This is a genomic window from Stutzerimonas sp. (genome assembly GCF_982611455.1).
This window is the reverse complement of sequence record NZ_CEXBBO010000005.1, coordinates 25,930-52,066: the sequence shown is the minus strand read 5'-3', so window position 1 is coordinate 52,066 and position 26,137 is coordinate 25,930. Positions and strand designations below refer to the sequence as shown.

17 protein-coding genes are annotated in these 26,137 nt (G+C 63.1%); 7 read left to right on the top strand and 10 right to left on the bottom strand.

What is annotated here, in order from left to right; genetic code table 11:
* Positions 1 to 81: 81 nt before the first annotated feature.
* A complete protein-coding gene (gene recB, locus AC2LD7_RS04725) occupies positions 82 to 3,627 on the bottom strand; it encodes an exodeoxyribonuclease V subunit beta (protein WP_484596699.1) in 3,546 nt (1,181 codons plus the stop codon).
* On the bottom strand, positions 3,624 to 6,935 hold the full coding sequence (recC, locus tag AC2LD7_RS04720) for an exodeoxyribonuclease V subunit gamma (protein ID WP_484596698.1): 3,312 nt from the start codon (positions 6,933 to 6,935) through the stop codon (positions 3,624 to 3,626). Before recC ends, recB begins: the two co-directional genes overlap by 4 nt.
* A 318-nt stretch (positions 6,936 to 7,253) precedes the next feature.
* Between recC and AC2LD7_RS04715 the strand changes: the two genes are divergently transcribed.
* Positions 7,254 to 8,939: a Na/Pi cotransporter family protein gene (locus AC2LD7_RS04715; protein ID WP_484596697.1), complete on the top strand. Its 1,686-nt coding sequence runs from the start codon at positions 7,254 to 7,256 to the stop codon at positions 8,937 to 8,939.
* 135 nt (positions 8,940 to 9,074) lie between these two features.
* On the opposite strand, the gene AC2LD7_RS04710 is transcribed toward AC2LD7_RS04715, so the two are convergent.
* Both AC2LD7_RS04710 and AC2LD7_RS04705 read right to left on the bottom strand, forming a co-directional pair.
* Positions 9,075 to 11,627: a TRAP transporter permease gene (locus tag AC2LD7_RS04710; RefSeq protein WP_484596696.1), complete on the bottom strand. Its 2,553-nt coding sequence runs from the start codon at positions 11,625 to 11,627 to the stop codon at positions 9,075 to 9,077.
* Between the two features lie 123 nt (positions 11,628 to 11,750).
* Entirely contained in the window at positions 11,751 to 12,716 is a 966-nt protein-coding gene (locus tag AC2LD7_RS04705) for a TAXI family TRAP transporter solute-binding subunit (RefSeq protein ID WP_484596695.1), read from the bottom strand.
* Positions 12,717 to 13,010: 294 nt separating this feature from the next.
* Here AC2LD7_RS04705 and AC2LD7_RS04700 point away from each other — a divergent pair, with 294 nt between their 5' ends.
* Complete coding sequence (locus tag AC2LD7_RS04700; protein ID WP_484596834.1) at positions 13,011 to 14,906, top strand: sensor domain-containing diguanylate cyclase; 1,896 nt, start codon at positions 13,011 to 13,013, stop codon at positions 14,904 to 14,906.
* Here AC2LD7_RS04700 and AC2LD7_RS04695 read toward each other — a convergent pair.
* A complete protein-coding gene (locus AC2LD7_RS04695; protein ID WP_484596694.1) occupies positions 14,895 to 16,313 on the bottom strand; it encodes a sensor histidine kinase in 1,419 nt (472 codons plus the stop codon). The genes AC2LD7_RS04700 and AC2LD7_RS04695 overlap by 12 nt on opposite strands.
* Positions 16,306 to 16,977, bottom strand: coding sequence for a response regulator (locus AC2LD7_RS04690; RefSeq protein WP_484596693.1), 672 nt, complete (start codon positions 16,975 to 16,977; stop codon positions 16,306 to 16,308). Before AC2LD7_RS04690 ends, AC2LD7_RS04695 begins: the two co-directional genes overlap by 8 nt.
* Positions 16,978 to 17,155: 178 nt before the next feature.
* Here AC2LD7_RS04690 and AC2LD7_RS04685 point away from each other — a divergent pair, with 178 nt between their 5' ends.
* From AC2LD7_RS04685 to AC2LD7_RS04665, 5 genes are all read left to right on the top strand, one after another.
* A complete protein-coding gene (locus AC2LD7_RS04685) occupies positions 17,156 to 18,418 on the top strand; it encodes an OprD family porin (protein ID WP_484596692.1) in 1,263 nt (420 codons plus the stop codon).
* A gap of 48 nt (positions 18,419 to 18,466) precedes the next feature.
* Positions 18,467 to 19,441 (top strand): tripartite tricarboxylate transporter substrate binding protein, encoded by a 975-nt coding sequence (locus AC2LD7_RS04680; protein ID WP_484596691.1) that lies wholly within the window; start codon positions 18,467 to 18,469, stop codon positions 19,439 to 19,441.
* A gap of 62 nt (positions 19,442 to 19,503) precedes the next feature.
* Positions 19,504 to 19,947, top strand: a complete 444-nt coding sequence (locus AC2LD7_RS04675; RefSeq protein ID WP_484596690.1) for a tripartite tricarboxylate transporter TctB family protein — start codon at positions 19,504 to 19,506, stop codon at positions 19,945 to 19,947.
* Position 19,948: 1 nt separating this feature from the next.
* On the top strand, positions 19,949 to 21,463 hold the full coding sequence (locus AC2LD7_RS04670; protein ID WP_484596689.1) for a tripartite tricarboxylate transporter permease: 1,515 nt from the start codon (positions 19,949 to 19,951) through the stop codon (positions 21,461 to 21,463).
* A gap of 1 nt (position 21,464) precedes the next feature.
* Positions 21,465 to 22,487 carry an AbrB family transcriptional regulator gene (locus AC2LD7_RS04665; protein ID WP_484596688.1) on the top strand — a complete coding sequence of 341 codons (1,023 nt, stop codon included), beginning with the start codon at positions 21,465 to 21,467 and terminating at the stop codon, positions 22,485 to 22,487.
* 565 nt (positions 22,488 to 23,052) lie between these two features.
* On the opposite strand, the gene AC2LD7_RS04660 is transcribed toward AC2LD7_RS04665, so the two are convergent.
* From AC2LD7_RS04660 to AC2LD7_RS04645, 4 genes are all read right to left on the bottom strand, one after another.
* Positions 23,053 to 24,282, bottom strand: coding sequence for a nucleoside recognition domain-containing protein (locus AC2LD7_RS04660; protein WP_484596687.1), 1,230 nt, complete (start codon positions 24,280 to 24,282; stop codon positions 23,053 to 23,055).
* A 493-nt stretch (positions 24,283 to 24,775) separates the two neighbouring features.
* Positions 24,776 to 24,946 (bottom strand): DUF1328 domain-containing protein, encoded by a 171-nt coding sequence (locus tag AC2LD7_RS04655; RefSeq protein ID WP_003282841.1) that lies wholly within the window; start codon positions 24,944 to 24,946, stop codon positions 24,776 to 24,778.
* Positions 24,947 to 25,017: 71 nt separating this feature from the next.
* Positions 25,018 to 25,254, bottom strand: a complete 237-nt coding sequence (locus AC2LD7_RS04650; protein WP_484596686.1) for a hypothetical protein — start codon at positions 25,252 to 25,254, stop codon at positions 25,018 to 25,020.
* Between the two features lie 198 nt (positions 25,255 to 25,452).
* Positions 25,453 to 25,887 (bottom strand): ferritin-like domain-containing protein, encoded by a 435-nt coding sequence (locus tag AC2LD7_RS04645; protein ID WP_484596685.1) that lies wholly within the window; start codon positions 25,885 to 25,887, stop codon positions 25,453 to 25,455.
* Between the last annotated feature and the right edge of the window lie 250 nt (positions 25,888 to 26,137).

The window sequence follows — 26,137 nt, the reverse complement described above, 5'->3', positions numbered from 1 at the left end:
CACCAAAGCGAGCTCCATGGCAGAACGGCTGGGCTAAAGCGGACCACCGCCCGGTCCACTCTAGGGAAGCGGACTGCGTCGTCATTTGCCTTCCTCGAACAACCGGTCCAGTGCATCGAGCAAGGCATCATCCGGCCGTGCGAAATAAACGCCGGCCTCGGGCATGCCGCGCAGAAACAGGTAAAAGGCGCCGCCCAACTGCTCGTCGCGAAAATCGGCCAGGCGCTGGCGCAGGAAGCGGCGCAGCGCCACCAGATAGATCAGGTATTGCAGGTAGTAATGCTCGCCAGCCAGGGCCTGCAGCAGTCGCTCGCCGCCGTAATAGCTGGCGTCCGGGCCGAGCCAGTTGGATTTGTAGTCGGCGATGTACCAGCGACCGTCGTGTTCGAAGGTCAGGTCGATGAAGCCCTTGAGAAAGCCCTTGAGGCTGTCGAATTCCAGGCGCGCCGCCGCCTCGCGCAGTGGCGTGGCGAGGCCGTTGGCCGGATCGGTCAGCAAGGTGCGCAAGCGCGTCACGTCGAGATCCAGCACCGGAAAGGTGAAGCCCAACTCGGGCAACCGCCGCGCGGATTGCAGACTGGCAAGGGTCAGGCCGGTGCCGTTCAGATCAGTGTTCAAGACTTGCTGCAGATGCACAGAGGCAACCTCCGTCCACTCCAGCGGCAGACCATAGGCCTGCAGCGCCGGCTCGATCAGCTCCGGCAGCGCGCCCTTGCCGCGCGCCCAGTCTTCGAGAATCGCATGCAGGCAGGTACCGGCACGGGCACCGCGAGGGAATGCGAAGAAACCGCTGCCCGGCTCTCCGGCATCGGGGATCGCCAGGGCGTCGCGGTCCGGCGCTTCCATGTGCATGCCGGCGGCCAAGCCGGAAAAACTGCCGATCCGCCAGGCGCTGTGCAGGCTGCGATTGAGCTGGGACAACTGCTGCGGCGGCGCCGCACGGCCCGGACCCTGGGCGTTGGCTTCGCGCTGTTCGAGCGCAAGACAGGCCATGCTGCCTTCGCTCTGCTGAACCAGCCGCTCGATGGCCAGGCGCAGGCTGCCGCCGTTGAGATCGGCCAGATGATTGCCCAGCTCGGTCAACGGCTGAGCGCCCTGGAGTTCACGGCCGTGCAGCAGCCAGGCCAACGCACTGGTGTGCAGGCCTTCATCCGCCAGGCTGCCATCCTTTTTCGGCTTGCACAGGTTCACCGGCCCCCAATGCAACCAGAGGCGATCGCGGGCGCGGGTCAGGGCGACGTAGGCGAGACGCAGCTGCTCGGCGAAGACTTCCTGGCGGGCCCGTTCAAGATTTTCCCCTAGTTCGCCACTGCCTAGGTCCAGCAGCGGCTGGCCGTGCTCGTCATGGCAGCGGGCGCTGTCGCGGTTCTGGCCCAGCAGCTTGCCGTCCCAGAGAAAGGGACAGAACACCAGCGGGTATTCCAGGCCCTTGCTGGTATGGATGGTGACGATCTGCACCCGCTCCGCATCGCTTTCCAGACGCAGCAGCGCTTCTTCTCCGGCGCCTTCGCTGCTGCGCTGGGCGTTGAACCAGGCGAGCAACGGTTCGAGACCGGGGCGCAATAGGCTCTCGGCCTGCAGCAGTTCGCCCAGGTGCAGCAGGTTGGTCAGCCGACGTTCGCCATCGACCCGCGCCAGCAGCCGCTCGGCCACCGCCTGTTCGTCGAGCCAGGCACGGAACACGCGCATGAAACCCTGTTGCTGCCAGAGCTGGTGATAGCGCTCGGCAGCTTCGCGCTCGGCGTCCCACTGTTGCTGGTCGTCCTGACAGCGCGCCAGATCGGCGGCGCTGCGGCCCAGCAAACGCGTGGCCAAGGCGTAGCGCAGCAGCCCTTCACGACCCGGCTCGGCATAGGCGGCCAGCACCGCGGCGAGCTCGGTGGCCTCCTCGCTGCGCCAGACACTGTCGCGCCCGCGGCGCACGCTGGGTACGCCGCGTGCGGAAAGCTCGTCGGCGATCATTCCCGCCTGCCGATGGTTGGCCACCAGCACAGCGATATCGCCGCCTTTCAGCGGGCTGAACACACCCTTTTCGTCAAAGCCCGCACGGCCCTCTGCAGCCGCCGCCAGCTGCAAGGCGATGCGCCGTGCGGTGTCACCCGCTGCCAGTTGCGCGGCCTCGCCCTTGCCCAGCGGATCGTCACCGAGCCAGACCAATGACAACGGCGCCGCTTCGCCCTCTTCGACCAGACGCAGGCTGGCGCGCGGTTTCTCGGCGGCGCCCACCGGTGGGTATTGCAGGTCGCTCTGGGCGAACGGTTGCGGATGGCTGAACAACCGGTTCAGCGCATCGATCAATGCCGGCGTCGAACGGTAGTTGATCGGCAGGTTGTAGGGCCGATCGGCCTGGTTTCGCGCGGTGATGTAGGTCGCCAGGTCCGCGCCACGAAACGCATAGATCGCCTGCTTGGGGTCGCCGACGAAGCACAGCGAAGCGTCGCTGCCCCTGGCGTAGATGCGGTTGAAGATGGCGTACTGGATCGGGTCGGTGTCCTGGAATTCGTCGATCAGCGCCAGCGGATAAGTGGTGCGCAGCGAGGCGGCTAGGTCTTCGCCGACCGGCCCTTGCAGCGCCTGGTCCAAGCGATTGAGCAGGTCGTCGAAGGCCAGCAGCCGCTGCGCCGCCTTGCGCTCGGGCAGCTCCCGGTTGAGTCGCTCCAGCAAGGCAACCTGCAAGGCGATCAGCCGCTGCTTGCCGGCCGGCAGCGCCTCGGCTACGCGGTCGGACAGCTCGTCGAGCGCATGGGCCAGCTCGCAGACAGGCGCGTCGAAGCCTTTCTTGCAGGCCTTGCTCAAGGCGCGCACGCCGAACTTCGCGGCACCGTCGGGCAAATCGAACATTACTGCCGGGTCGGCGAAATAGGCGTCGAGTTCGCTGCGCCAGAGCTCGAACTTCATGCTCTTGTGCGTACTCTGGCTGAGCCCGCCATGGGCAAACAGCTCGGCCACCCAAACTTTGCCGGTCTCCTGCCAGAGCGTGGCGGCGCGCTGCCAGGCCGCCTCGGCCGGACGCAGATCGGCTGCAACCACCCCGCCCTGCGGTTCGACCCGCATATAAGGCTTGCCCAGGTGACTGCGCAAACGCTGGCGCAACCACAACGGTGTGATCCGGCTCTTGGCCAGGAAACGCGCCCATGCGGGATCGGCGTCGGCCAGTTCGCTGCGCCAGGCATCGGCGAGCAGCGCATCGATGATTTCGCGGTCATCGGCAGTCAGCTCGCTGTCGAAATCGCCGCCTGCCTCGAAGGCCGCATCCTGCAGGGCGCGCTGGCAGAAGCCGTGGATGGTGAATATCGCCGCCTCGTCGAAGCCATGCACCGCCAGCAGTAGGCGACGGCGCGAGGCTTCGTCCGGGTAACGGGCGTGCAGTTGGTTGAGGAAGTCATCGCCGCTTGGCGTGCCTTCATAGACCGCCAGCAGATCGGCCAATCGCGCGCGGATACGCTCGCGCAGCTCGGCAGTCGCGGCGGTGGTGTAAGTGACCACCAGGATCTGCCCCACCGACAGCTGGCGCTCCAGCAGCAGGCGGGCGTAAAGCGCGGTCAGCGTCCAGGTCTTGCCGGTGCCGGCGCTGGCCTCGATCAGCGAGCGGCCATCGAAGGGCGAGCCGAGCAGGTCGAGTTTCATTCTTCTTGCTCCTCATCGGCCAAAGCATCCAAGGCCGGACCGATCAACTGTTCGGCCAGCGTTTCGAAACGTTCATCGAGCGGGTCGCGGTCGCGGTAAGCCAGCGCATTCCAGGGATCTTCCGACTCGGCGGCGATGGGGCTGAATTCCGCGCCGAGCCAGGCTTCGCGGGCGCGCTTGCGGGCGCAGTCGAGCGGTTCGCTGCCACGGGCCGGCTTGCGATAGCCCTTGGCGAAAGCATGGCTGCTGCGCGGTAACAGCGGCAGCGGTTCACGGATCGCGCAGCGATAGGCGGCGAGCCAGGGTTCGAGCAACTGCGCTGCGTTCGTCAGCGGGCCCAGTTGCCAGTCGCCGGCCGGCGAGAGCATCAGGCTGTTGCGTTCGATGCTCGTCGTGGCCGACAGATTGAGCAGTAGATGGCGCAGCCAGAACGGCGGCAAATCCCATTCGCCGAGACGCCCGAGCTTCCAGCTGAACAGCCCGCTCGGGGTCACGCCATCGAGCCAGCCGTGCACCCTGACACCCGCTAGGGTGATGTCGACCGCCAGCGGTTCGGGCACCGCGTCGGGGCGCAATTCGAACAATCGCGGTGCGAAGGCGCGCACCGGCCCGCGCAGCTTGCCCCACAGCGCCTGCCCCAATTCGCCGGTGGGCAGCCAGCCCGCCGCGCAGGCCATGCGGCGCTCCTCCTCGTCGTTCCAGCCGTGTTCCAGCGCCTGCAGCGACAAGCGTCGCAAGCCGTTCCAGGCGGGCATTTCCAGGTCGAAGGGTTCGTCGCTGGCGAGCGATTCCTGGGTATCGGCCAGGCGCAACCCGAGACGCTGTTCGAGCAGGAAGCGCGCCGGATGACGGAAGCACTGCAACAGCTGCGACGGCTCGATGGTCAGCCAGGCTTCGTCAGGTTCGGCGAGCAGGCTGGCGAATGGCTGCGGCTGGGTCTGCGGTGATTCGGCCAGGCGCTGAGCCGCGCGGAACCAGGGCAACGAGAAACCAGCGCAGGCCGCATCGCCGAAGTTGCGCGGCGAGAACGGCTGTAGCGGATGCGCGATGAGGATCTTCTCGCTGGCCTTGGGCGCTTTCGACTGGGAGGCATCGGCGCTGGCAGATTCGCGAGCACGCTCGCTGCTACAGACGGCGGTCATGTCCACCGCTTCGAGCACTTCGCTGAGCAGCACCGAGGGTGGCAGCACGGCGTTGTCGCGCGGATCGCGACCGACATATGACAGGTACAGCGCCTCGCGCGCAGAGAGCAGGGTTTCCAGCAAAAGGTAACGATCATCCAGTCGCCGCGCACGATCGCCGCGACGCGGATGACGGCCGATCAAATCAAAGCCGGACGGCGGTGTACGTCGCGGAAAAGCGCCGTCATCCAGGCCGAGCAGGCAGACCACGCGAAACGGCAGGCTGCGCATCGGCACCATGGTGCAGAAGGTCACCGCGCCGGTGAGAAAACCCGAGGCGCCACCGCCGTGCTGTAGCACGGCGCTGAGCTGCTGGTGCACCAGTTCCAGTTCGATGGGGCGTGTCAGGTCGGCGGCCTGCGCCTGGTCGCGCAGCGAGGCACAAGCCTGGGACAGCAATAGCAAGGTGTCGCCGGCCTCGCGTTCGTCGAACAGGCTGTCGATGAGCGATTGCAGATCATCCGCCCACTCGGCCAGCGGGCGTGGTCGGGCCAACTGATCGGCCAGCTTGCCGAGGCGCTCGATGAATTCCACCAGCCGTCCCAACAATTGCCCGCGCGCGCCTTCCAGCGCGTCCAGGGGCCAATGCTCGCCGAGTAGCGGCGCGCTATTGCCAGCCAGTTGCGGCGGTGCGGCAAAGCCCAGCAGCAGGCGATCCAGCCCCTGACGCCAAGTGAAGGCCGATTCGTCCGGCAAGCCCAGGCGCGCGCGCTGGCCGCCGTCGCGGCCCCAGCGCACGCCCGCCTCGCGCAGCCAGTCACGCAGCAGCGGCAGGTCTTCGCTTTCGATACCGGCGCGACGGGCGATAGCCGGCTGCTCCAGCCAGGCGAGGATTTCCTCGGCGGCGAAACGGCTCTGCGCGAGCATCAGCAATTCGAGGAAGGCTTCGATCAGCGGCAACTCGGCGCGCAGGCTGCGGTCGGCGAGGCTGTAGGGAATCCGCGGAATGCCTTCGCGCGGTGCGAAGACCGCTTCGATAAAAGGGGCGTAACGTTCGATATCGGGGGTTAGCACCACCACCTGATCCGGACTCAGCGCTGGATCGACGGCGAAGCGGGCCAGCAGTTGATCGTGAAGAATTTCCACTTCGCGCAGCGGCGAATGGGCGATATGCACTTCCAGTGATCGGTCATCTTCCGCCAACGTCATGCGCTCGTCGGGCAGACGGGTGCGCAGGCGCAGGATGTCGTTCTGCAGTGCATGCAGCAGGCTGTCATCGCGCAGATCTTCGTCTTCGGAATACAGGCCGATCTCCTGGCTGCCTTCGCTCGTCGCAAGGCTGAACAGCGAGTCGAAGAAGTCGCGACCCTGCTTGCCCAAACTCGCCAGCAGCGGATGGCCGACGTCCAGATACCAGTCCTCCGCCCCGCTCTCGGGTTGCCTAGCCAACTCCCGAATGTCACGAATCTCGCCCCAGGCTTCGCGGCTCGGGTTGAGTGCGCAGATGACCACGTCGATATGCCGTGCCAGGCCATCGAGCACGCGCAGGTGGTGCGGGGGCAGGCTGCTGATGCCGAACACCAGCAAGCGCTCGGGCAGGCCAGGCAAGGGTTCGTCACGATAGAGTCGCTGCAGCAGGTCGTCGAGCAGGCGTGCGCGGTGCGGATGGCCGTCCTTGGTCAGCTCGCGCCAGAGCAGCGCCTGCCAGGCTTCGTCGGGACCGAGCGCCAGCGTCTCGCCGCGCTCCCAGGCCGCCAGCCAATCATCGCGATAGAGCAGGTATTGGTCGAAGGTATCGGCGATTTTCGCTGCCAAGGAGAGGCGACGGCGCTCGTCACCGCCATCCAGATATTGCGCTAGACGGGGCGCCAGCTCGAGATTGGCCGGCTCGCACAACCAGCCATAGAGGCGCCAGGTCAGGGTCGAAGGAGAAAACGCCGATTGCTCCGGCAGGCTGCCCAGCACCGCGCGGCTCAGGTCCCAGACGAACTTGGCCGGCAGCTGCATCTCCAGCTGCATGGCGATGCCCTGTTTGCGCGCCAGCTCCAAGGTCAACCAGCGGCCCATGCCCTGGCTCGGCACCACCACCAGCGCTGGCGCGAAGGGGTCGCTGAGCGGCTGGGCGAGCAAACGCGTGGCCAGTTCGCCGAGGGTTTCCAGATCGGGTGCGTGGTAAAGGCTGAGCATGGGCGGGCCGCGTCGAAATGAGATGAGTAGGTTACAGGCCACCCGCGACAGGAGCGAGCAACCGGACCAGTCTGCGACACTGGCGCGACAAACTGTGTCGCAGACGACTGCTTCACTAGGATAGGCCTATATGTCGTCCGGACTCAGCGCGCCGTGCCGCGAGCGTTGCTACAGCAGCGGCGCAGCCACTGTGACAAACTCGTGAACGGCCGCCTCTCAGCCGTGGTCCACCTTCATATACCCTCACAGCTCTCTGCTTACCCTCCGCGCGTTTAGCTGTGCCCGTTTTGATAGATGAACACCCGGAACCTAAACCTGATGCTGACGTTGTTGCACCTGCTTTCTTCCATCGCTCTGCTGGTCTGGGGCACGCATATCGTGCGCACCGGCATCATGCGGGTCTATGGCTCGCATTTGCGCCGGCTGCTGGGCCACAGCATGGCCAATGCACCGCTGGCGTTCAGCGCCGGCATCGGCGTCACGGCGCTGGTGCAGAGCAGCAATGCCACCGCGCTGCTGGCTATTTCGTTCGTCGCCCAGGGTTTGATGGTGCTGCCTACCGCGTTGGCGATCATGCTCGGCGCGGATGTCGGCACGGCGTTGATGGCTCGGGTATTGACGTTCGATCTGTCCTGGTTGTCGCCGTTGTTCACACTGGTCGGGGTTTGCCTGTTTCTGTCACGCAAACAGACCCGCGCCGGCCAGCTTGGCCGCGTATTGATCGGGCTGGGCCTGATCATCCTCGCCTTGCAGCTGATCGTGCTGACTGCCGAGCCAATCACCGAAGCGCGCGGCATGCGCGTGCTGTTCTCGTCGCTGACCGGCGACACGCTGCTGGCCGTGGTCGTGGGTGCGGTGTTCGCGCTGCTCTCCTATTCCAGCCTTGCAGCCGTGCTGCTCACAGCAACCCTGGCCAGCGCCGGCCTGATCAGCCTGCCGGTGGCCCTCGGCGTGGTCATCGGCGCGAATGTCGGCAGCGGCGTGCTGGCCTGGCTCAACGCCAGCCCGCAACCGATACCGGCTCGTCGGGTGGCGCTGGGCAATCTGCTTTACAAGCTCGCCGGGCTGCTGGTATTGCCCTTCCTGCCGGTGCTGGTGGATTGGATCGGTACGCTCGGGTACAGCGCAGAGACCGATGTGATCGCCTTTCATCTGGCCTACAACTCGCTGCGCTGCCTGCTGTTGCTGCCGACCGTGGGCCTGATGGCGCGTCTCTGCGAATGGCTGCTGCCGGAGCGTGCGCTGGATAATGGCATCGCCCAGCCACGCCACCTCGACCCCACGGCTTTGGATACACCGAGCCTGGCGCTGGCCAATGCAGTGCGCGAAACCCTGCGCATCGGCGATCTAGTGGAAACCATGCTGGCGCGCCTGCTGGAGGTGCTACGCGAGGATCGGCCGGAACCTGGCGAGGAAATCCGTCGCCTGGACGACGACGTCGACGCACTCTACAGCGGGGTGAAGCTCTATCTGGCACGCATGCCGCGAGAAGATCTGGCCGAGCAGGAAAGCCGGCGCTGGGCGGAAATCATCGAGCTGGCGATCAATCTGGAGCAGGCTGGGGATATCATCGAGCACATGCTCGGCAAGGTGCAGAACATCAAGACCTCCAAGCGCCGCTCCTTCTCCGATAGCGGGCTGGATGAGCTCGGCCAGTTGCACGCGCTGCTCAGCGCCAACCTCTCGCTGGGCCTGTCAGTGTTCCTGTCCGGCGACTCGCACAGTGCGCGGCAGCTCTTGCAGCAAAAACGCCAATTCCGCAAGCGCGAGCGCGAGTTGGCCCACGCCCATGTGCATCGGCTGCACCAACAGGTGGTCGAAAGTATCGAGACCAGCGCCGCCCATCTGGAGCTGATCGCCGATATGAAGCGCCTGAATTCGCTGTTCTGCAGCGCCGCCTATGCAGCGCTGGAAGGTCCGGGCAGCGGCAAGGGTCGTCCGCTGACCGAGACGGAGTGCGAGGTGCATGCCGTGGAGCGTCAGCTCCCCGGCAAACCGGCCTGAACAGGCTGCGATCCGAGCTTTGCTTTCAGGCCTTGGGCGCGTTGCGGTGCGTGCAGGCGAGAACATTCATGGACCGGCAGACAGAAAAAACCCCGGCGATGCAGGACATGCCGGGGTAAGTCATTCAGCGATCTATCAGCGCAGCCTGCGTCGTCGCTGCAGCCAGACAATGAGCCCGAACAGTGCAAGACCGGGCAACCACATCCACTCCTTGGCGATACGATCGGTGGGTGCGCGCACCGCGAGGATTTCCTGATCGAACTGCAGACCCAGCTCGGCGGCGGGGCTGCCGAAGGTCACGCTGTCAACCAACACCTTGCCGCCTTCTTCGTAGGTCATCAGACCGAACTTTTCCAGTTTCTCTTCACCCGTTTCGCCATCAGGAATAGCGACCAGCAGACTGAACTCGCGCATGTCACCGACAGCATCTTCGCCGCGTATGCGCAGGCGCAGCTGGCTGTCCTCGTCGACCATTTCCATCGCCTGGACCAGCTGTGACGGAGGAATGTCGCGATAGGGATCGTGCACCATGTCCATCCAGAAGCCTGGGCGGAACAACGTGAAGGCGACCAGCAGCAACAGGACGTTCTCGTACCAGCGGCTACGCACCAGGAAGTAGCCTTGGGTGCCCGCCGCGAAAATCAGCATCGCCACCGTCGCGATGATGAAGACCACTACGCCGTGCCAGAAATCCACGTCGATCAGCAACAGGTCGGTGTTGAAAATGAACAGGAAGGGCAACGCCGCGGTACGCAGGCTGTAGTAGAAGGCCACGATGCCGGTCTTGATCGGATCGCCTTTGGATACCGCGGCGGCAGCGAACGAAGCCAAACCAACGGGCGGCGTGACGTCGGCCATGATGCCGAAGTAGAAGACGAACATATGCACCGCGATCAACGGCACGATCAAGCCGCTCTGCTGCCCCAGCGCCACTACCACTGGCGCCAGCAGGCTCGACACCACTATGTAGTTGGCAGTGGTCGGCAGCCCCATGCCGAGGATCAGGCTGAGGAAGGCGGTGAGCAGCAACATCAACATCAGATTGCCCATCGACAGCAGCTCGACCAGATCGGCCAGCACCAGACCGACACCGGTTTGCGAAACCGCGCCGACGATGATCCCCGCCGCAGCGGTCGCGATGCCGATACCGATCATGTTGCGCGCGCCAGCGATCAGGCCTTCACGCAGGTCGACCAGGCCATCCATGAACGTGCCATGCTGGTGGGTGCCGTCGCGGCGCATCCAGCTGAGCAGCGGTCGCTGGGTCAATAGAATGATGACCAGTATCACCGAGCCCCAGAAGGCCGACAGCCCGGGCGACAGCCGTTCGACCATCAGGCACCACACCAGCACGACCACCGGCAGCAGGAAATGCAGGCCTGCCAGCAGCACCGGACGTGTCTGCGGCAGCTTCTCGATTGGCGCGTCGGGATCTTCCGGCGGCAGCGGCGGGTTGCTCGCAGCGACTTTCAACAGTGCCAGGTAAACCGCCACCAGCAGCGCCCCGATTACCCAGATCGCCGCGTCGCCGAGGGCCGGTTTCATCCAGCCAAGACCGTAATAGACGGCCAGCGAAATGCCGGAAATCAGGGCAGCGCCAAAGGCGAACCCGATCAGCCGCTGCACCCACGGCTTGGCCACGTTGGCCCGCGGCAGGGCAGTGAGACCCAGCTTGAGCGACTCGAGATGTACGATGTAGACCAGAGCAATGTAGGAGATCAGTGCTGGCAGGAAGGCGTGCTTGATCACCTCGACATAGGGAATGCCCACATACTCGACCATCAGGAAGGCCGCGGCACCCATGACCGGCGGCATGATCTGGCCGTTCACCGAGGACGCCACTTCCACCGCTCCGGCCTTTTCAGCGGAGAACCCGGTGCGTTTCATCATGGGAATGGTGAAGGTGCCGGTGGTAACCACGTTGGCGATCGAGGAGCCGGAAATCAGACCGGTCATGCCTGACGCCACGACCGCCGCCTTCGCCGGGCCGCCACGGAAATGGCCGAGCAGGCTGAAGGCCAACTGAATGAAATAGTGCCCCGCGCCGGCACGCTCGAGCAGCGCACCGAACAGGACGAACAAGAAAACGAAACTGGTGGAAACGCCAAGGGCGATACCGAAGACGCCTTCGGTGGTGATCCACTGGTGATTGGCCAGGGCCGTGAAGCTGACCCCTCGATGCGCCAGTAGACCGGGCATGTACGGCCCCGCCAGGCTGTAGCCGAGGAACACCAATGCAATGATCGCCAGGGCCGGACCCAGCGCGCGGCGGGTGGCCTCCAGCAGCAACGGAATACCGATACAGGCCGTGACCAGATCCATCGTGGTCAGGTTGCCCGGCCGTTGGGCAAGCTGTTCGTAGGCGATGAAGAGGTAACCGGCACTCGCAGCGGCAATCAGCCCCAGCGCGATATCAATCAGGGGCACGCGATCTCGCGGCGAGCGTTTGAAAGCGGGATATGCCAGAAACGCCAAAAGCAGGGCGAACGCCAAATGAATCGACCGGGCTTCGGTGTTGTTGAAGACGCCGGTGCGCAGCATGAACGGCAACGGCGAGGCGATCCACAGCTGGAACAGCGACCAGAGCAGGGCCAGGCCCGCTATCAGTTTCGCCATGGAGCCTTCGGGCAGTCGTGCGCCGACGTCTTTGGCGACGAGCTCTTCAGTGGACAGTTGATTGTCTTGCATGAAAATGAGGCCTGTTTTTCAAACTAACGGAACCACAAAAACCCGTGGCGTTGGGCTCACGGGTTTTCAGTGAATGTCACGGAGCAAGGCCCGCCGCATCGATGCAGCAAGCCTAGCAGGCCGTTACATCCAGCCACGTTCCTTGTAGTAGCGCTCGGCACCTTCATGCAGAGGCGCGGACAGGCCGACCTTGATCATGTCTTCCGGCTTGAGATCCTTGAATGCCGGGTGCAGACGCTGGAAACGCTCGATGTTTTCGAACACCGATTTGACCAGCTTGTAGACGACGTCTGCATCGACCTTGGAAGTGGTCGAAAGGACCGCCTTGCCACCAATCGACTGGGTCGGCTCGTCGTTGCCCTTGTACATGCCGCCGGTGATTTCGGCCTTGGTGTAGTAGCTCTTCTCAGCCAGCAGCTTGTCGATTTCCGGGCCGGTGATTGGCACCAGGACCGCGTCTACCGTGGTGGTGGCTTCTTGAATCGCGCCATTGGGGTGACCGACGAAGTAGGTCATGGCGTCGATGTTGTTATCACCCAGAGCGCTGGCCAGTTCGGCCGGCTTGAGTTCCGCGGCGAGGCTGAAGACCGACTGATCCCAACCCTTCTCTTTCATGATCTCTTCCAGCGTGTCGCGCTGGCCGGAACCGGGGTTGCCGATGTTGACGCGCTTGCCCTTGAGATCATCCAGGCTCTTGATGTTGGCGTCACGGCGCGCCAGTACGGTGAACACTTCACTCTGCAGGGAAAAGACTGCGCGGATGTCGTCCATCGCGCCTTCCTTCTCGAAAGGCGCGAGGCCTTCCATCGCCTTGTACTGGTGGTCCGACTGCATGATGCCGAAATTGAACTCGCCGCTGCGCAGACCATTGACGTTGGCCACACCGCCGCCACTGGCTGGGGCGTTGCACTTGAGATTCTCGGCGTTACGGTTGACGAAGCGGCAGATCGACTGACCGGCAACATAATAAACGCCAGTCTGCCCACCGGTACCGATGGTGACGAACTGCTCTTGCGCCTGAGCCATACCGCTCAGCCCAGTCCCCGCCAATGCGGCGGAAAATATCCATGCCAAGGATTTGCCTTTCATGGATTCACTCCTTATTGGTTGTTTTGGATTGCCTCGCGCTGCCTCGTGAGCCTTCGCGAGAAGTTCGGAGTCTAGCAGGCCATCGGATTTCGCGAGCAACGCCCTGAAAAAAGCCATGACCTGAAAATTACGACCAACGATCCGACCGGCGTCAGCGTTTGGTGGTAGCGCCAAGGCTGCATTAAACGTATTGTTTTTGGCGCCACATTCCTGACTCAAGTCATTGAGCACAGCCCGCATCTTCTATGCCCGCGGGCATCAATTAGGGCTAGCCAAATGCGTTGCCATCGGCTGTTGATCTCTCGTCTTTTTATCCTGCTTGCCTGCCTTTGCGGTCAAGCCGCAGCTAGCGTTGCGCCTACCGTAGACAGCAAGCACGGCGCCCACTTGCAGACCAGCATCGTCGAATACGTCTCCGGCCACAGCGAGGCAGACTTCGAAACCGTCCGTGCCGCAGATTGGGCCTGGCAGCCATTGGAAAAACCCAACCTGTATAAGCAAAGAGACGGCGTGTGGCTGCGCTTCACGCTAGACAGCACCGCCGCGCCGACCAGCGCTTGGTATCTCAGCCTGAAATGGCCGGTGCTGGATAACGTCCGCGTGCGTCTGTTCTATCCGGCTCGCGATCAGTGGGGCCCGTCGATGCGGGCGGGCGATACGGTGCCGATGAACGAACGGCCGCTGGCTGAGCACAATTTCGTCTACCCGCTCGAGCTGCGCGGTGAACGCGCGGTGGTGTATATGCATGTGCAATCGAACGAGCTGATCGCCCTGCCACTGGTCATCGCCGACGAGGCGGGATTCGCCGCGAACAAGGTCGCCGACATAGCGATGATCAGCCTGTTTTTCGGCGGCATGCTGGTGATTCTGCTCTACAACAGCAGCCTGTTCTTGTTCACCCGCGACGTCAGCTATCTGCTGTACGTCATCTATCTGCTCAGCGCGCTGTTCTATGTGCTGACGATCACCGGTTTTGGCCAGCTGTTCTTATGGCCGGAGATGCCGGAATTTTCCCGTCGCTTTTACGGCCTTTCAGCGGCGTTGTGCTTCTTTACTCCCCTGGTTTTCGCCAGCCGCTTCCTCGGTATCCGACACTACGGCGGCTGGGTCTGGCAGGTGACGCTGCTGCTGATGGCCTACTGGGGAGCGGTGATTCTGGCGACACTGCTCGCGCCAGCGCTGACGCGCTATATGGCGATCGAGACGGTCGCGCTGATCCATTGTGTATTGACCATGGCGGCGACGATCAACCTGTGGATTCGCGGCAATGCGTCGGCCCGATTGTTCACCATCGCCTGGTCGACGTTGCTGATCTTCACCATCGCCCATCTGCTCGCGCTGGAAGGGCTGTTACCGCTGAATGCGCTGACGTTGAATGGCCAACTGATCGGCATGTTCACCGAATTCGTACTGCTGTCGATGGCGCTGGCCGAGCGCATCAATTTCGAGCGTGATCGCCGTATCGAAGCACAGAACAGCGCGCTGCAGGCCTCCGAGGCGCTCGCCCAGGAGCGCGAGTCGCGCCTGCGCGCGCAGCAGCAGACGCTGGACATCCAGATGCGCGCCAACGAGGCCCTGGAAGCACGAGTCTATGAGCGAACCCGTGCGTTGGAAGATGCCAAGCGCGGCCTGGAACTGGTCAACGAGCAGCTGACCCGCATGAGCGTCACCGATGCGCTGACGCAACTCTACAACCGCGGACACTTCGACCTGATGCTCGATGAGGAAGTCCGCCGTGCGCAGCGCATCGAGATGCCGCTGTCGGTGTTACTGCTGGATATCGACCGCTTCAAGCAGGTCAACGACCACTACGGCCATGCCTTGGGCGACAAGTGCCTGCGTCTGGTCGCCGCCACGCTCAAGCAGCACGGCCAGCGCGCCGGCGATCTGGTAGCGCGCTACGGCGGTGAGGAGTTCGCCATCGCACTGCCGGGCATGGATGGCCTCCAGGCGGGTGAGCAGGCCGAACGGATTCGCGCGGCGGTGGCGCAACTGCACCCGACTTGCGGCGATACCCGCCTCGACCTGACCGTCAGCATCGGCATGGCGACGTTGCAGCCACCCATGACCAGCACCCCGGCGCAACTGCTCGCGGCGGCCGATGCGGCGCTCTATCGGGCCAAGCACAATGGTCGCAATCAAGTGGTGACGGCCGAGCGGCACGAAATCGGCGAGCGGTTAGCCGAGTGAATCAGCTGGGATCGACGGAAACTTCAGCTTGACCAGCAAGCCCCCCAGCGAGCCCTGATCCAGTTCGATGGTGGCACGGTGGGCACGGCTGATTTCGCCGACGATGGCCAGCCCGAGGCCGGCACCCGGACCTTGTTGCTGCATTCGATAGAAGCGCGCAAAGACCTTCTCGCGCTCTGCCAGCGGTATCCCCGGACCATCGTCCTCGACCTCCAGCACGCCCTCTTCCTTCACCCGCAACACGACGTTTCCGCCATTCGGCGTATGCGCCAGGGCGTTGTCCAGCAGGTTGCTCAACAGTTCGCTGAGCAGCGTCGGCTCGCCGTGGATCCACACCGGTTGCTCAGCTTCCAAGGCCAAGGCGACGCCGCGCTTGTGCGCCAGCGCCGCCATCGCCAGTCCCAGCTCGCGGGCCAGCCGGCTCAGATCGAGACGCTGCGCGCCGCCTTCGGCGATGGACTGCGCGCCGCTTTCGATGCGCGCCAGTGAGAGCAATTGATTGGCGAGATGAATCACCCGATCGGTATGTTCCTCGGCTTCTTCCAAGGTCTGCTGCCAGCGCTGCGGCTGCTGTTCGCGCAGGCCCAGTTCGATGCGCGCCTTGAGCGCGGCCAGTGGCGTGCGCAGCTCATGGGCTGCATCGGCAATGAACTGCGCCTGACGCTCGAACTGCCCACGCAGACGATCGGTGAAGTGGTTGAGCGCAGCCACCAGCGGCTTTAGTTCACGTTGTACAGCCACCATTGGCAGGGGCCGCAGATCATCAGGCTGGCGCAGCTCCACCGCCTCGCTGAGCTTGCCCAGCGGTCGCAACGCGGCGCTGACGGCGAGCCACACCAGCAGCAGTGCGGTGACCGCCAACAGACCCACTCGCCAAAGCGTGTCGGTGAGCAAACTGCGCGCCAGGCGCTCGCGGGCACCAAGCGTCTCGGCCACGCGGATTTCGGCGATGCCGTTGAGCTCCGGCTCACTGACCGGTTGCAATAGACTGACCAGACGTACGCCCTCTCCCTTGAATTCTCCGTCATAAAAGCGCGCCAGCGCAGGATAGTCATCGGTACGCCGGATCTCGGGGCCTGGCGCTGGGAGATGTTCGTAGCCGCTTACCAGGCGGCCTTTGGTATCCAGCACCTGGTAGTAGATGCGTCCGGCGCTGTCGTAGGCGAAGGTATCCAGCGCCACGTAGGGCACGTTGGCGCGCAGCTGCCCGTCATTCGCCACCAACCCCTCGGCGATGGCGCGGGCAGAGGCCAGCAAGGTGCGGTCATAAGCAGTATCGGCGGCGGCCCGGCCGTTCCAGTAGGCGCTCCAGCCGCTGAACAACAGCAATAACGTCAGCAGCACCGCCAGCCTGCGCAACAGCCCGGCGCGCAGGCTCCCGACATGTGACGGCACGGCCTCAGGCATCCACTGCCTCCAGCAGATAGCCCAACCCGCGGAAGGTTACGATCCGCACCGCGTTACCCTCCAGCTTCTTGCGCAGACGGTGGATATAGATCTCGATGGCATCGGCGCTGGCGTCTTCGTCGAGGCCGAACACCTGCGCCGCCAGTTGATCCTTGCTCATCACCCGCCCGCGTCGGGCGATCAGCGCCTCGAGCACGGCCTGCTCCCGCGAAGTCAGGCTCAGCGGTTGCCCGTCGAGGCTGAAGCGCCGGGCATCCAAGTCATAGACCAGCGCACCGCAGCTCTGCTGACGCTCGCCACCGGCCACGCTGCGCCGCAGCAGTGCTTTGACCCGCGCTTCCAGCTCGGACAGTTCGAAGGGTTTGGCCAGATAGTCGTCGGCACCGAGGTTGAGCCCGTGCACGCGATCGGTGACTTCGCCACGCGCGGTGAGCATCAGCACCGGCAGGGTCTTGCCGCGTTCGCGTAGGCGCGCCAGGACTTGAAAACCATCGAGCCGGGGCAGACCGACATCGAGAATCGCCAGCGCGTAGTCCTCGGTGGCAAGGGCCAGATCGGCCGCCACGCCATCATTGAGCAGGTCCAGGGTCCAGCCTGCCGCGCGCAACGCCTGAGCCACGCTTTCAGCGAGCTGGGGATGGTCTTCGACCAGAAGAATCCGCATTGCCTGTCCTCTGCCATACACGGAACGGGGCGCCAGTGTAGCGACAAGGCACGCCGCACGCTGCTTTCACCCTGAAAGCCTGGCGAAAGTTTCGGCGCCTAGCATCGCTTTCCAGGTGGCTCGAACCACCTGAAACGGCCCAACGCCGTCACAACAAAAACAATAGTGGAGATTCAGGATGCTGACTGCCGTCAGAACTAACCCCGCACTTGCTCGTCTTGCGCTCGCCGTCGCGGCTGCCTCTCTGGCGCCCATGGCTCAGGCCGACTTCATCGAAGACAGCAGCGCGACCCTGCAAACCCAGAACATCTACCTCAACCGCGATTTCCGCGAGGGCACCGGCCAGTCCAAGCGCGAAGAATGGGCGCAGGGCTTTCTGCTGAATATTGAATCCGGTTTCACCGAGGGCACCGTCGGCTTCGGCCTCGATGCCATGGGTATGCTCGGTATCAAGCTCGATTCCGGCGGCGGCCGCACCGGCACCGATCTACTGCCAGTGCATGACGATGGCAGCACCCCGGACGAATTCAGCCGCCTCGGGCTGACCGGCAAGATGAAAATCTCCGAGACCGAACTTCGCTACGGCAGCCACATTCCCGAAACGCCAGTGGTGAAAGCCAGCGACAGCCGCACCCTGCCCCAGGTATTCGAAGGCACCATGCTGGTGTCCCAGGAAGTGACCGGGCTGACCTTGAGCGGTGGCCGTCTGGACAAGGTCATCGACCGTGCCTCGACCAACTCCCAGGAGTTGCAGATCAACAACAAGAACGGTCGTTTCGACAGCGCCGCCGAAGCCGATCACCTGACCTTCGCTGGCGCCGAGTACGAGTTCAGCGACAGATTCACCGGCACCTACTACGCGGCGGAACTCGACGACATCTACCGCCAGCATTTCTTCAATCTGCAGGCGGTGCAGCCACTCGGCGAGGATTCGGCGCTGACGGCCGACTTGCGTGTGATGATCAGCGACGACACCGGTGCGGCCAATGCGGGCGAGATCGACAACCAGGCCTGGAACGGCATGGTCGGCTACAGCCTCAGGGGCCACAAGGTCAGCCTCGCCTATCAGCAGATGAACGGCGACACCGGTTACGCCTATATCGACGGCGGCGATCCCTACCTGGTCAACTTCGTGCAGATCAACGACTTTGCCAATGCCGACGAGCGCTCCTGGCAGGCCCGCTATGACTATAACTTCGCTTCGATTGGCGTCCCTGGGCTGACCTTCCTGACCCGCTATATTTCCGGCGACAACGCCGAATACACCGGCGGCAGCAACGGCAGCGAGTGGGAGCGCGATATTGAGCTCAAGTATGTGGTCCAGACCGGGCCACTGAAGAACGTCGCCGTACGCATGCGCAACGCCATGTTCCGTTCCGATTTCGCCCGTGACGCCGACGAAAACCGCCTGATCGTCAGCTACAGCCTGCCGATCTGGTAGAGCCGCCCAAAAAAAGCCACCCACAATAAGAATCCGAAGGAGACACACATGAAAACTGCAATCCGCCGTTTTGCCCTGCTCTCGTCCTGCTTGGTGCTGTCCAGCCAACTGATGGCCGAGCCCAAGCGCCCCGAATGTATCGCCCCGGCCAAGCCTGGTGGCGGTTTCGACCTGACCTGCAAGCTGGCCCAGAGCGGCCTGAAAAATGAAGGGCTGCTTGAAGCCCCCATGCGCGTCACCTATATGCCCGGCGGTGTCGGCGCGGTTGCCTACAACGCGGTGATAGCCCAGCGTGCCGACGATCCGGCCACCATCACGGCGTTTTCCAGCGGCTCGCTGCTGAACCTGGCGCAAGGCAAGTTCGGCCGCTATGACGAAACCAATGTGCGCTGGCTGGCCGGCATCGGCACCGACTACGGCGCCATCTCGGTGCGTGCAGATGCGCCTTATCAGAACCTCGACGATCTCATCGCCGCGGTGAAGAAGGATCCCGCCAGCGTGGTCTTCGGCGCAGGCGCCACCATCGGCGGCCAGGACTGGATGCAGACCGCACTGATCGCCCGCGCCGCCGGGGTGGATCCGAAGAAGCTGCGCTATGTGGCCTTCGAGGGCGGCGGTGAAACCCTCACCGCGATGCTCGGTGGCCACGTGCAGGTCACCAGCAGCGGCCTGGGCGAGGTCGCGCCGCAGCTCGAAGCCGGCAAAATTCGCATCCTCGCGGTGCTTTCGGACGAGCGCCTGCCGGGCAAGATGAGCGAGATCCCAACCGCAAAAGAACAGGGCTTCGACATCAGCTGGCCGGTGATCCGCGGTTTCTACATGGGCCCGGAAGTCAGCGACGAGGACTTCAACTGGTGGAAGACCCAGTTCGACACGCTGCTAGCCGATGAAGATTTCGCCAAGCTGCGTGAACAGCGCGACCTGTTCCCGCTGACGATGACCGGCGACGAGCTCAAAGCGTTCGTCGACAAGCAGGTCAAGGAGTACAAGGCGCTCGCCGGCGAGTTCGGCCTGGTCAAGTAACACCCTGCTGGCGGCAGCTTCCAGACAGGAGCTGCTGCCCGCTCCCTTCGAGGTAATTCACCATGTACGTTCGTGTCTTTGCCGCGGCGTGGCTACTCGCCTGCGCCGGTCTTGCGCTGCTCGCCTGGGGTTTCGAGGCGCCCTTCGCCTACGACCCGGTCGGCCCGCGAGCTTATCCGCTGCTGCTGCTGTTTCTGATGGCCTGCGGCGCGCTCTGGCTGCTGTGCAAACCACACGGCGATCCGACGCCACCGTTCGACTGGGCGATGGCCAGGCGAGCCCTACTCTGCGTGCTGGTGCTGCTGGCGTATGCGCTGCTGTTCGAAAAGCTCGGCTTCGTCATCACCACAGCACTGGCCTGCTTCGCCCTTGGCCTGCTGTTCAATGGCCGGCTCTGGCCTTGCGTCATCAGTGGCGCGTTGCTGGGCCTGTTGCTCTACGGCCTGTTCGATCTATTGCTGGACGTACCGCTGCCGCTTGGCGTGCTGCGCTTGCTGGAGAGCTGAAATGGAAACTCTGAATTTCTTGTTCCACGGCTTCGACGTCGCCACTCGACCGACCAATCTGCTGGTAGCGCTGTTCGGCGCCTTTGTTGGCACCATCGTCGGCCTCTTGCCAGGGCTCGGTCCGATCAATGGCGTTGCCCTACTGCTGCCACTGGCCTTTGCCTTGGGCCTGCCGCCGGAAACCGCGCTGATCCTGCTCGCTGCGGTGTACCTGGGCTGCGAATATGGCGGGCGTATTTCGGCGATCCTGCTCAACGTGCCGGGCGATGCCGCCGCGGTCATGACCACTCTCGACGGCTACCCGCTGGCGCGTCAGGGCAAGGCCGGTATCGCGCTGTCTCTTTCTGCGGTCAGCTCGTTCATCGGCAGCATCATCGCTACCTGCGGCGTGGTGTTGTTCGCCCCGCTGCTGGCCAAATGGGCGGTAGCATTCGGCCCGGCGGAATATTTCGTGCTGATGATTTTCGCCATTGCCTGTCTTGGCGGCATGGTCGGTGACAAACCGGTGAAAACGCTGATGGCGGCGCTGATCGGCCTTGGCTTGGCCACTGTTGGCGTGGACTCGACGACCGGCGTGTACCGCTTCACCTTCGGCAGCGTCAGCCTTTCCGATGGCATTCAGTTCGTCATCGTGGTGATCGGTTTCTTCAGCGTCAGCGAAGTGTTGCTGATGCTGGAAAAGACCCACAACGGGCAGAAAGCAGTGAAGGCCAGCGGCCGGCTGCTGTTCAACTTCAAGGAGTTCTGCCTGACCTTCTGGACCATGGTACGCAGCGCTCTGGGGGGCTTCGTCATCGGCACCCTGCCCGGTGCCGGCGCCACCATCGCCAGCGCCATGACCTACATGAGCGAGAAGCGCATGGCCGGTGCCAGTGGCAAGTTTGGCGAAGGCGACCTGCGTGGTCTGGCCGCTCCGGAAGCGGCCAATAATGCCTCCGCCTGCGGCTCGCTGATTCCAATGCTGACCCTCGGCGTGCCCGGCTCAGGCACCACTGCGGTAATGATCGGCGCGCTGACCCTGTACAACATCACCCCTGGCCCGCTGCTGTTCGAGCAGCAGCCGGACGTGGTCTGGGGTCTGATTGCCTCGCTGTTCATCGGCAACGTGATTCTGCTGGTGATGAACATTCCGCTGGTCGGGCTGTTCGCCAAGATGCTCAGCGTGCCCAACTGGGTACTGGTACCAGCCATCACGGCAATCAGCCTGGTCGGTGTGTATTCGGTGCACAGCACCACCTTCGACCTGGTCTTGATGGTCGGCCTCGGGGTGTTCGGTTACCTGTTGCGCAAATTGGATTTCCCTCTGTCGTCGTTGATTTTGGGCTTCGTGCTCGGCGAGATGATGGAAGACAACCTGCGCCGCGCGCTGTCGATTTCGGCGGGTGATCTCGGCATCCTCTGGGGTAGCCCGATCACGATCATTCTGTGGCTGATGGCCGTGCTGATGCTGGCGATGCCGGGACTGCGCTGGTGGCGCCAACGCCGCCGCACCAAGCTGAACGAGGCGCACGCCTGATATGCCGCGCCAGCTTCCGGGATGGTGGGCAACGCCTCTGGTGGGCGCCCTCGGCGGTTGGCTGGCAAGCCTGGCGAACTGGCCGCTGCCGTGGATGGTCGGGTCGCTGCTGGCGGTCATCGTCGTCCGCTGCAGCGGCTGGCTGCTGAAGGAAGTCCCGCACGGCCGGCAGACCGGGCAATGGCTGATCGCCAGCGCCATCGGCCTGCACTTCACCAGCGAGGTCATGCAGCAAGTGCTGGAGCATTTCGGCGTGATCCTCGCCGGTGCACTGGGCACGCTGCTGCTGAGCCTGATCGGCCTCTTCATTCTTTTGCGTAGCGGCACCGACCGCGCCACGGCGTTCTTCGCCAGCATGCCCGGCGGTGCCAGCGAAATGGTCAACCTGGCCGGACGGCATTCGGCGCAACCGGCGATGGTAGCGGCAGCACATAGCCTGCGCTTGCTGCTGGTGGTGCTGATCGTACCGGCACTGTTCACCTGGAGCCTGCCGCCGATCGAGGCGCCACCGCCTATGCCGGTCAGTTGGCCATGGCTGGCCATACTGCTGCCGGCTGGCGCCCTGCTAGCGCTGTTATGGAAGAAGCTCGACCAGCCCAATCCCTGGATGCTCGGCCCACTGACCGTGTGCGCGGTGGCAAGCGCGACCTTCGATCTGCATCTGGGACTACCGAACGGCGTCGGCCAATTCGGCCAATGGCTGATCGGCTGTTCGCTGGGTTGTCACTTCGATCGGCCATTCTTTCGCAGCGCGCCGGCGTTCCTGCTGCGCATTCTGCTGTTCACGCTGCTGGCGATGCTCGCCGCGGCAGGCTTGGCCGAGGCGCTGGGTTGGGCGGCAACGCTCGATCAGACCTCGCTGATGCTGGGGATGATGCCCGGCGGCATCACCGAGCTGTGCCTGACCGCGGAAGCGCTGCAGCTATCCGTGGCGCTGGTGACGGCACTGCAGGTGTTGCGATTGTTTCTGGTGATGTTCCTGGCCGAGCCGTTGTTTCGGTTGTGGCAACGGGCCAAGGGCTGACCCACCGTTTGGTGGGCTCTTCTGTAGCCCAACTCGGATGGAAGACTGATACACCGCTCGGTGGGTTACACGATGCGCCAAATTCGTGTGGCCATGCTTCTAGGCGCATGCGTCGCTACCCATCCTACATGGCTGGCATTTTTTGCTTTTCTGGCGCACCGAACCATTAGACGACTCCGATCGCCCCTTCAGGAGGCTGAGCGTAATCGTCGTGTAGAGGGTTGAGCGGCATGGATGCCGCGAGAGCTGCGAAGGGCCAGGGATGGCCCTCCGCAGCGGGCCCTCGGAACGGCGATGGAGCGAGGGAAGCCGAGCGAAGCGAGGCCCGTATGCAGGGGCAAGCATTTTTGCTTACTTTTTCTGCGACTGGAAAAAGTGAGTCGCCGTGCAAGGCGAAACCTGTCGGTCGTGCCGAGGAAAGCGCGGCGCCCTAATGCCAATCTTGACGCCAGCAGCATCCCCGTGACCGAGAGTAATTTTATTCAACTGGAAGCAAACCGATACGGCGCTTGGTGGGTCACGCGACACATCAGCTCGGCGCCTTTCGTCACTCAAGAACAATCAATTACCCAAAAAACCAATAGCAAACCAGAATCGCCGCGGTAATCCCGGCGAAATCCGCCGCCAGCGCACACCCGACCGCGTGCCGCGCCCGCTGGATGCCAACCGCACCGAAATACACCGCCAGCACATAAAAGGTGGTCTCGGTGCTGCCCTGCACCGTTGCCGCCACCAAGGCCGCGAAGCTGTCGACGCCCTGGCTCCGCATGGTTTCGATCAACATCGCCCGCGCCGCGCTGCCGGAGAAAGGCTTGACCAGCGCCGTGGGCAATGCGTCGACGAAGCGGGTATCCCAGCCCAGCGCTTCAACCAGCCAGCGAATCCCGTCCAGGCCAAAGTCCAGCGCGCCGGATGCTCGCAATACGCCAATCGCGCAAAGCATGGCGATCAGATAGGGCAGCAGGCTTTTGGCCACATCGAACCCTTCCTGCGCGCCTTCGACGAAGCTTTCGTAAACCGGCACCTTGCGCAGCGCGCCGACGATCAGAAAGGCGATGATCAGGCCGAACAGGGTCAAATTGCCGAGCAATGACGACAACGACGCCAGCGCCGTGGCCGAGAGCCCGGCAAGCAGTGCCATAAAGCCGCCCAGCAGCAGTGCACCGGGAATGAAATAAGCCAGCACCACCGGATCCCAGATGCGCAGCCGTTGTACCAGCGCCACCGCCAGCAAACCCGCCAGTGATGATGCGGTCGTCGCGAGCAAAATAGGCAGGAACACCAGCGTCGGGTTCTCGGCGCCCTGCTGTACGCGATACATGAAAATCGAGACAGGTAATAACGTCAGCGAGGAGGTGTTAAGCACCAGGAAAAGGATCTGCGCATTGCTCGCCACCGTCTTGCTGGGATTAAGCTCTTGCAGCGCGCGCATAGCCCGCAGGCCGATCGGCGTGGCGGCATTGTCCAACCCCAGACCGTTGGCGGCGAAGTTCAGCGTGATCAGTCCCAGCGCCGGATGCCCGGCCGGCACTTCCGGCATCAAACGACGGAACAGCGGCCCCAGCAGACGCGCCAGCTGCTCGATCAGGCCTGCTTTCTCGGCAATGCGCAAAAAGCCGAGCCAGAGCGTCAGCGTTCCGAACAGCACGATCATGATTTCCACCGCCAGCTTGGCCATGGCGAACAGGCTTTCGACCAGCGCGGCGAAGACCGCCGGATCGCCACCTACCAGCCAACGTGCAAGCGCAGCGACCGCGGCGATCAGAAAAAAGCCCAGCCAGAGGCCGTTTAGCATGTCGTCGTTCTCCCGGAAGTGATTGGACGCGATGATAACGGCGCAGGTGGGCGACGGCCATGCACGCACGAGTCGAGACGGTTCGCAGATTGCGCATCGCCTGGCCCGGCCTGATCAGCCTTAGCCTGAGCGCGGGGAAGTACGATCACGAATGGAGTCGGAACTGAGCTGCGCGAGCGGCAGCAGGGGCAGGAGAAAAACTATCGAGTCATTTAATCGCAAGCCGAAGGCGGTCAGAACCACCTCCGGTTGCCTTTCGCTGAACCTGGTCCGTGAACAGGAGGTACTCCATTTACCTCTAGGTCGCTCCGTTGAACAGAGCATCCCGACCCCATGGTTCGCCCGCTACGCGGACTGAAGAGTGCTCGGCAAACGAATCACTCAGTCTGTTGCGAGCCTCCGCATCACTGGCGCGAAGGTTCGGAATATCGGCATCCCGCCTGCGTTGCCTCCGTAAGGTTTTGCAGCCGCCCTTGCGGGCGGCATCATTGCATCAAACGCGCGGGCCGCGACCTCGGCCGAAGATTAGCGATGCTACGAACAGCACCAGGAAAACCACGAACAGGATCTTGGCGATGCCCGTTGCGGTGCCTGCGATACCACCGAAGCCCAATACAGCAGCGATGATGGCAATGATCAGGAAAGTAATAGCCCAACTCAGCATGGTGTGACTCCTCTTCGTTCAGGAACATCTTCAGCGGGACCGCCATCTGTAATCAGCTATCGGGCGAACGCTTAGAAAACCCAGCGCTGCTCCGACCGTACCTGCATGTAATCAATCGTTTTCGGTGCCGGCCCGGTTTGCACGATCCCTACTGGTTGAGCGTCATACATGTGAATTCGTTCCGCTGATTCATGCTGCGCCTGGCTGAACGGTTGCGACATCGGCCGCTCGGCGCCAACGATAAGCATTACAACCGCAGCGGTAAGAAAACCTTTGCTGACCAGTGAGAAACGCGCTTGACGATTCATCCTCAACTCCTTCTAAGCATGCGGGGCAGTCTGTCTTGCCAGTTACATTGCAGGCGTCATGCCAGCCTAATAAATTAGAATTTTTCCTTTTATTTCAGATACTTACCAAGATAAACAACTGAGGCGTCAATTTAAATTGCACGATACGTACAATCGGCGCCGGGCGATTTGCACGACGAACTAATCCCTCCCTATCCGTCAGCGGTCGTCACGGTGGTTGAGTTTGTGGATACGCTCATGACAGGCACGAATTTTCGGCAGCTCGATAGCCAGCAAAGCCCGTACATCGGGCTCGGCTGATTGCAACGCATCTTCGAATGCCGCAAGGATGCGTTCCTCGGTCTGATCGAGTTGGTCGATATACACCGCATCGGCATGGCCGAGCCGCGCCTTGGTGTCGGCATACATTTCGCGTAATTTGCCGGCCGTGGTGCCGCCTTGGGCAGGTTGTTCCTGATTAGCCGCGACTTTCACTGACAGTGCCTGGATGATGTGGGTCTTGGCCTGTGCCATATCCCGAAACAGATGCTGCAGCTCGACGTCCTTCACCACTTCCAGCGCATGCTGGTAAAAATGCTGGCCGTCACGGGTAATCTCGATCAGCTCGTTGAGTTGAGTCATGTTCTGGTTCATGGGTCCTCCGGTTGCAGATACGAATGCGTTGCCTAACCGCGGCCGCAAGCCCCGTGCCAGCGGCAGAAAAAGCGTTGTGCTTTTATAATCAGGCACTTGCCGCGCCGCTTCGCTTGAGGATTGATTGCAGGGTGCAGGAAAGGCTCGCAATCACCGTGCAACTTGCAAGACTTTCCGTAGACTAAAGCAGGCGCGAACGCGCGCTCGGCATTCCTAGAACACAGCACCGAGTATTTCTACCGATTCGCAG

Bases quoted from the DNA above. Each gene is read 5' to 3' on its own strand.
- AC2LD7_RS04665 (WP_484596688.1), top strand. From the start codon at position 21,465: ATGCCGCGCCAGCTTCCGGGATGGTGGGCAACGCCTCTGGTGGGCGCC.
- recB (WP_484596699.1), bottom strand. From the start codon at position 3,627: ATGAAACTCGACCTGCTCGGCTCGCCCTTCGATGGCCGCTCGCTGATC.
- AC2LD7_RS04645 (WP_484596685.1), bottom strand. From the start codon at position 25,887: ATGAACCAGAACATGACTCAACTCAACGAGCTGATCGAGATTACCCGT.
- AC2LD7_RS04710 (WP_484596696.1), bottom strand. From the start codon at position 11,627: ATGCAAGACAATCAACTGTCCACTGAAGAGCTCGTCGCCAAAGACGTC.
- AC2LD7_RS04660 (WP_484596687.1), bottom strand. From the start codon at position 24,282: ATGCTAAACGGCCTCTGGCTGGGCTTTTTTCTGATCGCCGCGGTCGCT.
- AC2LD7_RS04690 (WP_484596693.1), bottom strand. From the start codon at position 16,977: ATGCGGATTCTTCTGGTCGAAGACCATCCCCAGCTCGCTGAAAGCGTG.
- AC2LD7_RS04705 (WP_484596695.1), bottom strand. From the start codon at position 12,716: ATGAAAGGCAAATCCTTGGCATGGATATTTTCCGCCGCATTGGCGGGG.
- AC2LD7_RS04655 (WP_003282841.1), bottom strand. From the start codon at position 24,946: ATGCTGAGTTGGGCTATTACTTTCCTGATCATTGCCATCATCGCTGCT.
- AC2LD7_RS04680 (WP_484596691.1), top strand. From the start codon at position 18,467: ATGAAAACTGCAATCCGCCGTTTTGCCCTGCTCTCGTCCTGCTTGGTG.
- AC2LD7_RS04650 (WP_484596686.1), bottom strand. From the start codon at position 25,254: ATGAATCGTCAAGCGCGTTTCTCACTGGTCAGCAAAGGTTTTCTTACC.
- AC2LD7_RS04675 (WP_484596690.1), top strand. From the start codon at position 19,504: ATGTACGTTCGTGTCTTTGCCGCGGCGTGGCTACTCGCCTGCGCCGGT.
- AC2LD7_RS04670 (WP_484596689.1), top strand. From the start codon at position 19,949: ATGGAAACTCTGAATTTCTTGTTCCACGGCTTCGACGTCGCCACTCGA.
- AC2LD7_RS04715 (WP_484596697.1), top strand. From the start codon at position 7,254: ATGCTGACGTTGTTGCACCTGCTTTCTTCCATCGCTCTGCTGGTCTGG.
- AC2LD7_RS04685 (WP_484596692.1), top strand. From the start codon at position 17,156: ATGCTGACTGCCGTCAGAACTAACCCCGCACTTGCTCGTCTTGCGCTC.
- recC (WP_484596698.1), bottom strand. From the start codon at position 6,935: ATGCTCAGCCTTTACCACGCACCCGATCTGGAAACCCTCGGCGAACTG.
- AC2LD7_RS04695 (WP_484596694.1), bottom strand. From the start codon at position 16,313: ATGCCTGAGGCCGTGCCGTCACATGTCGGGAGCCTGCGCGCCGGGCTG.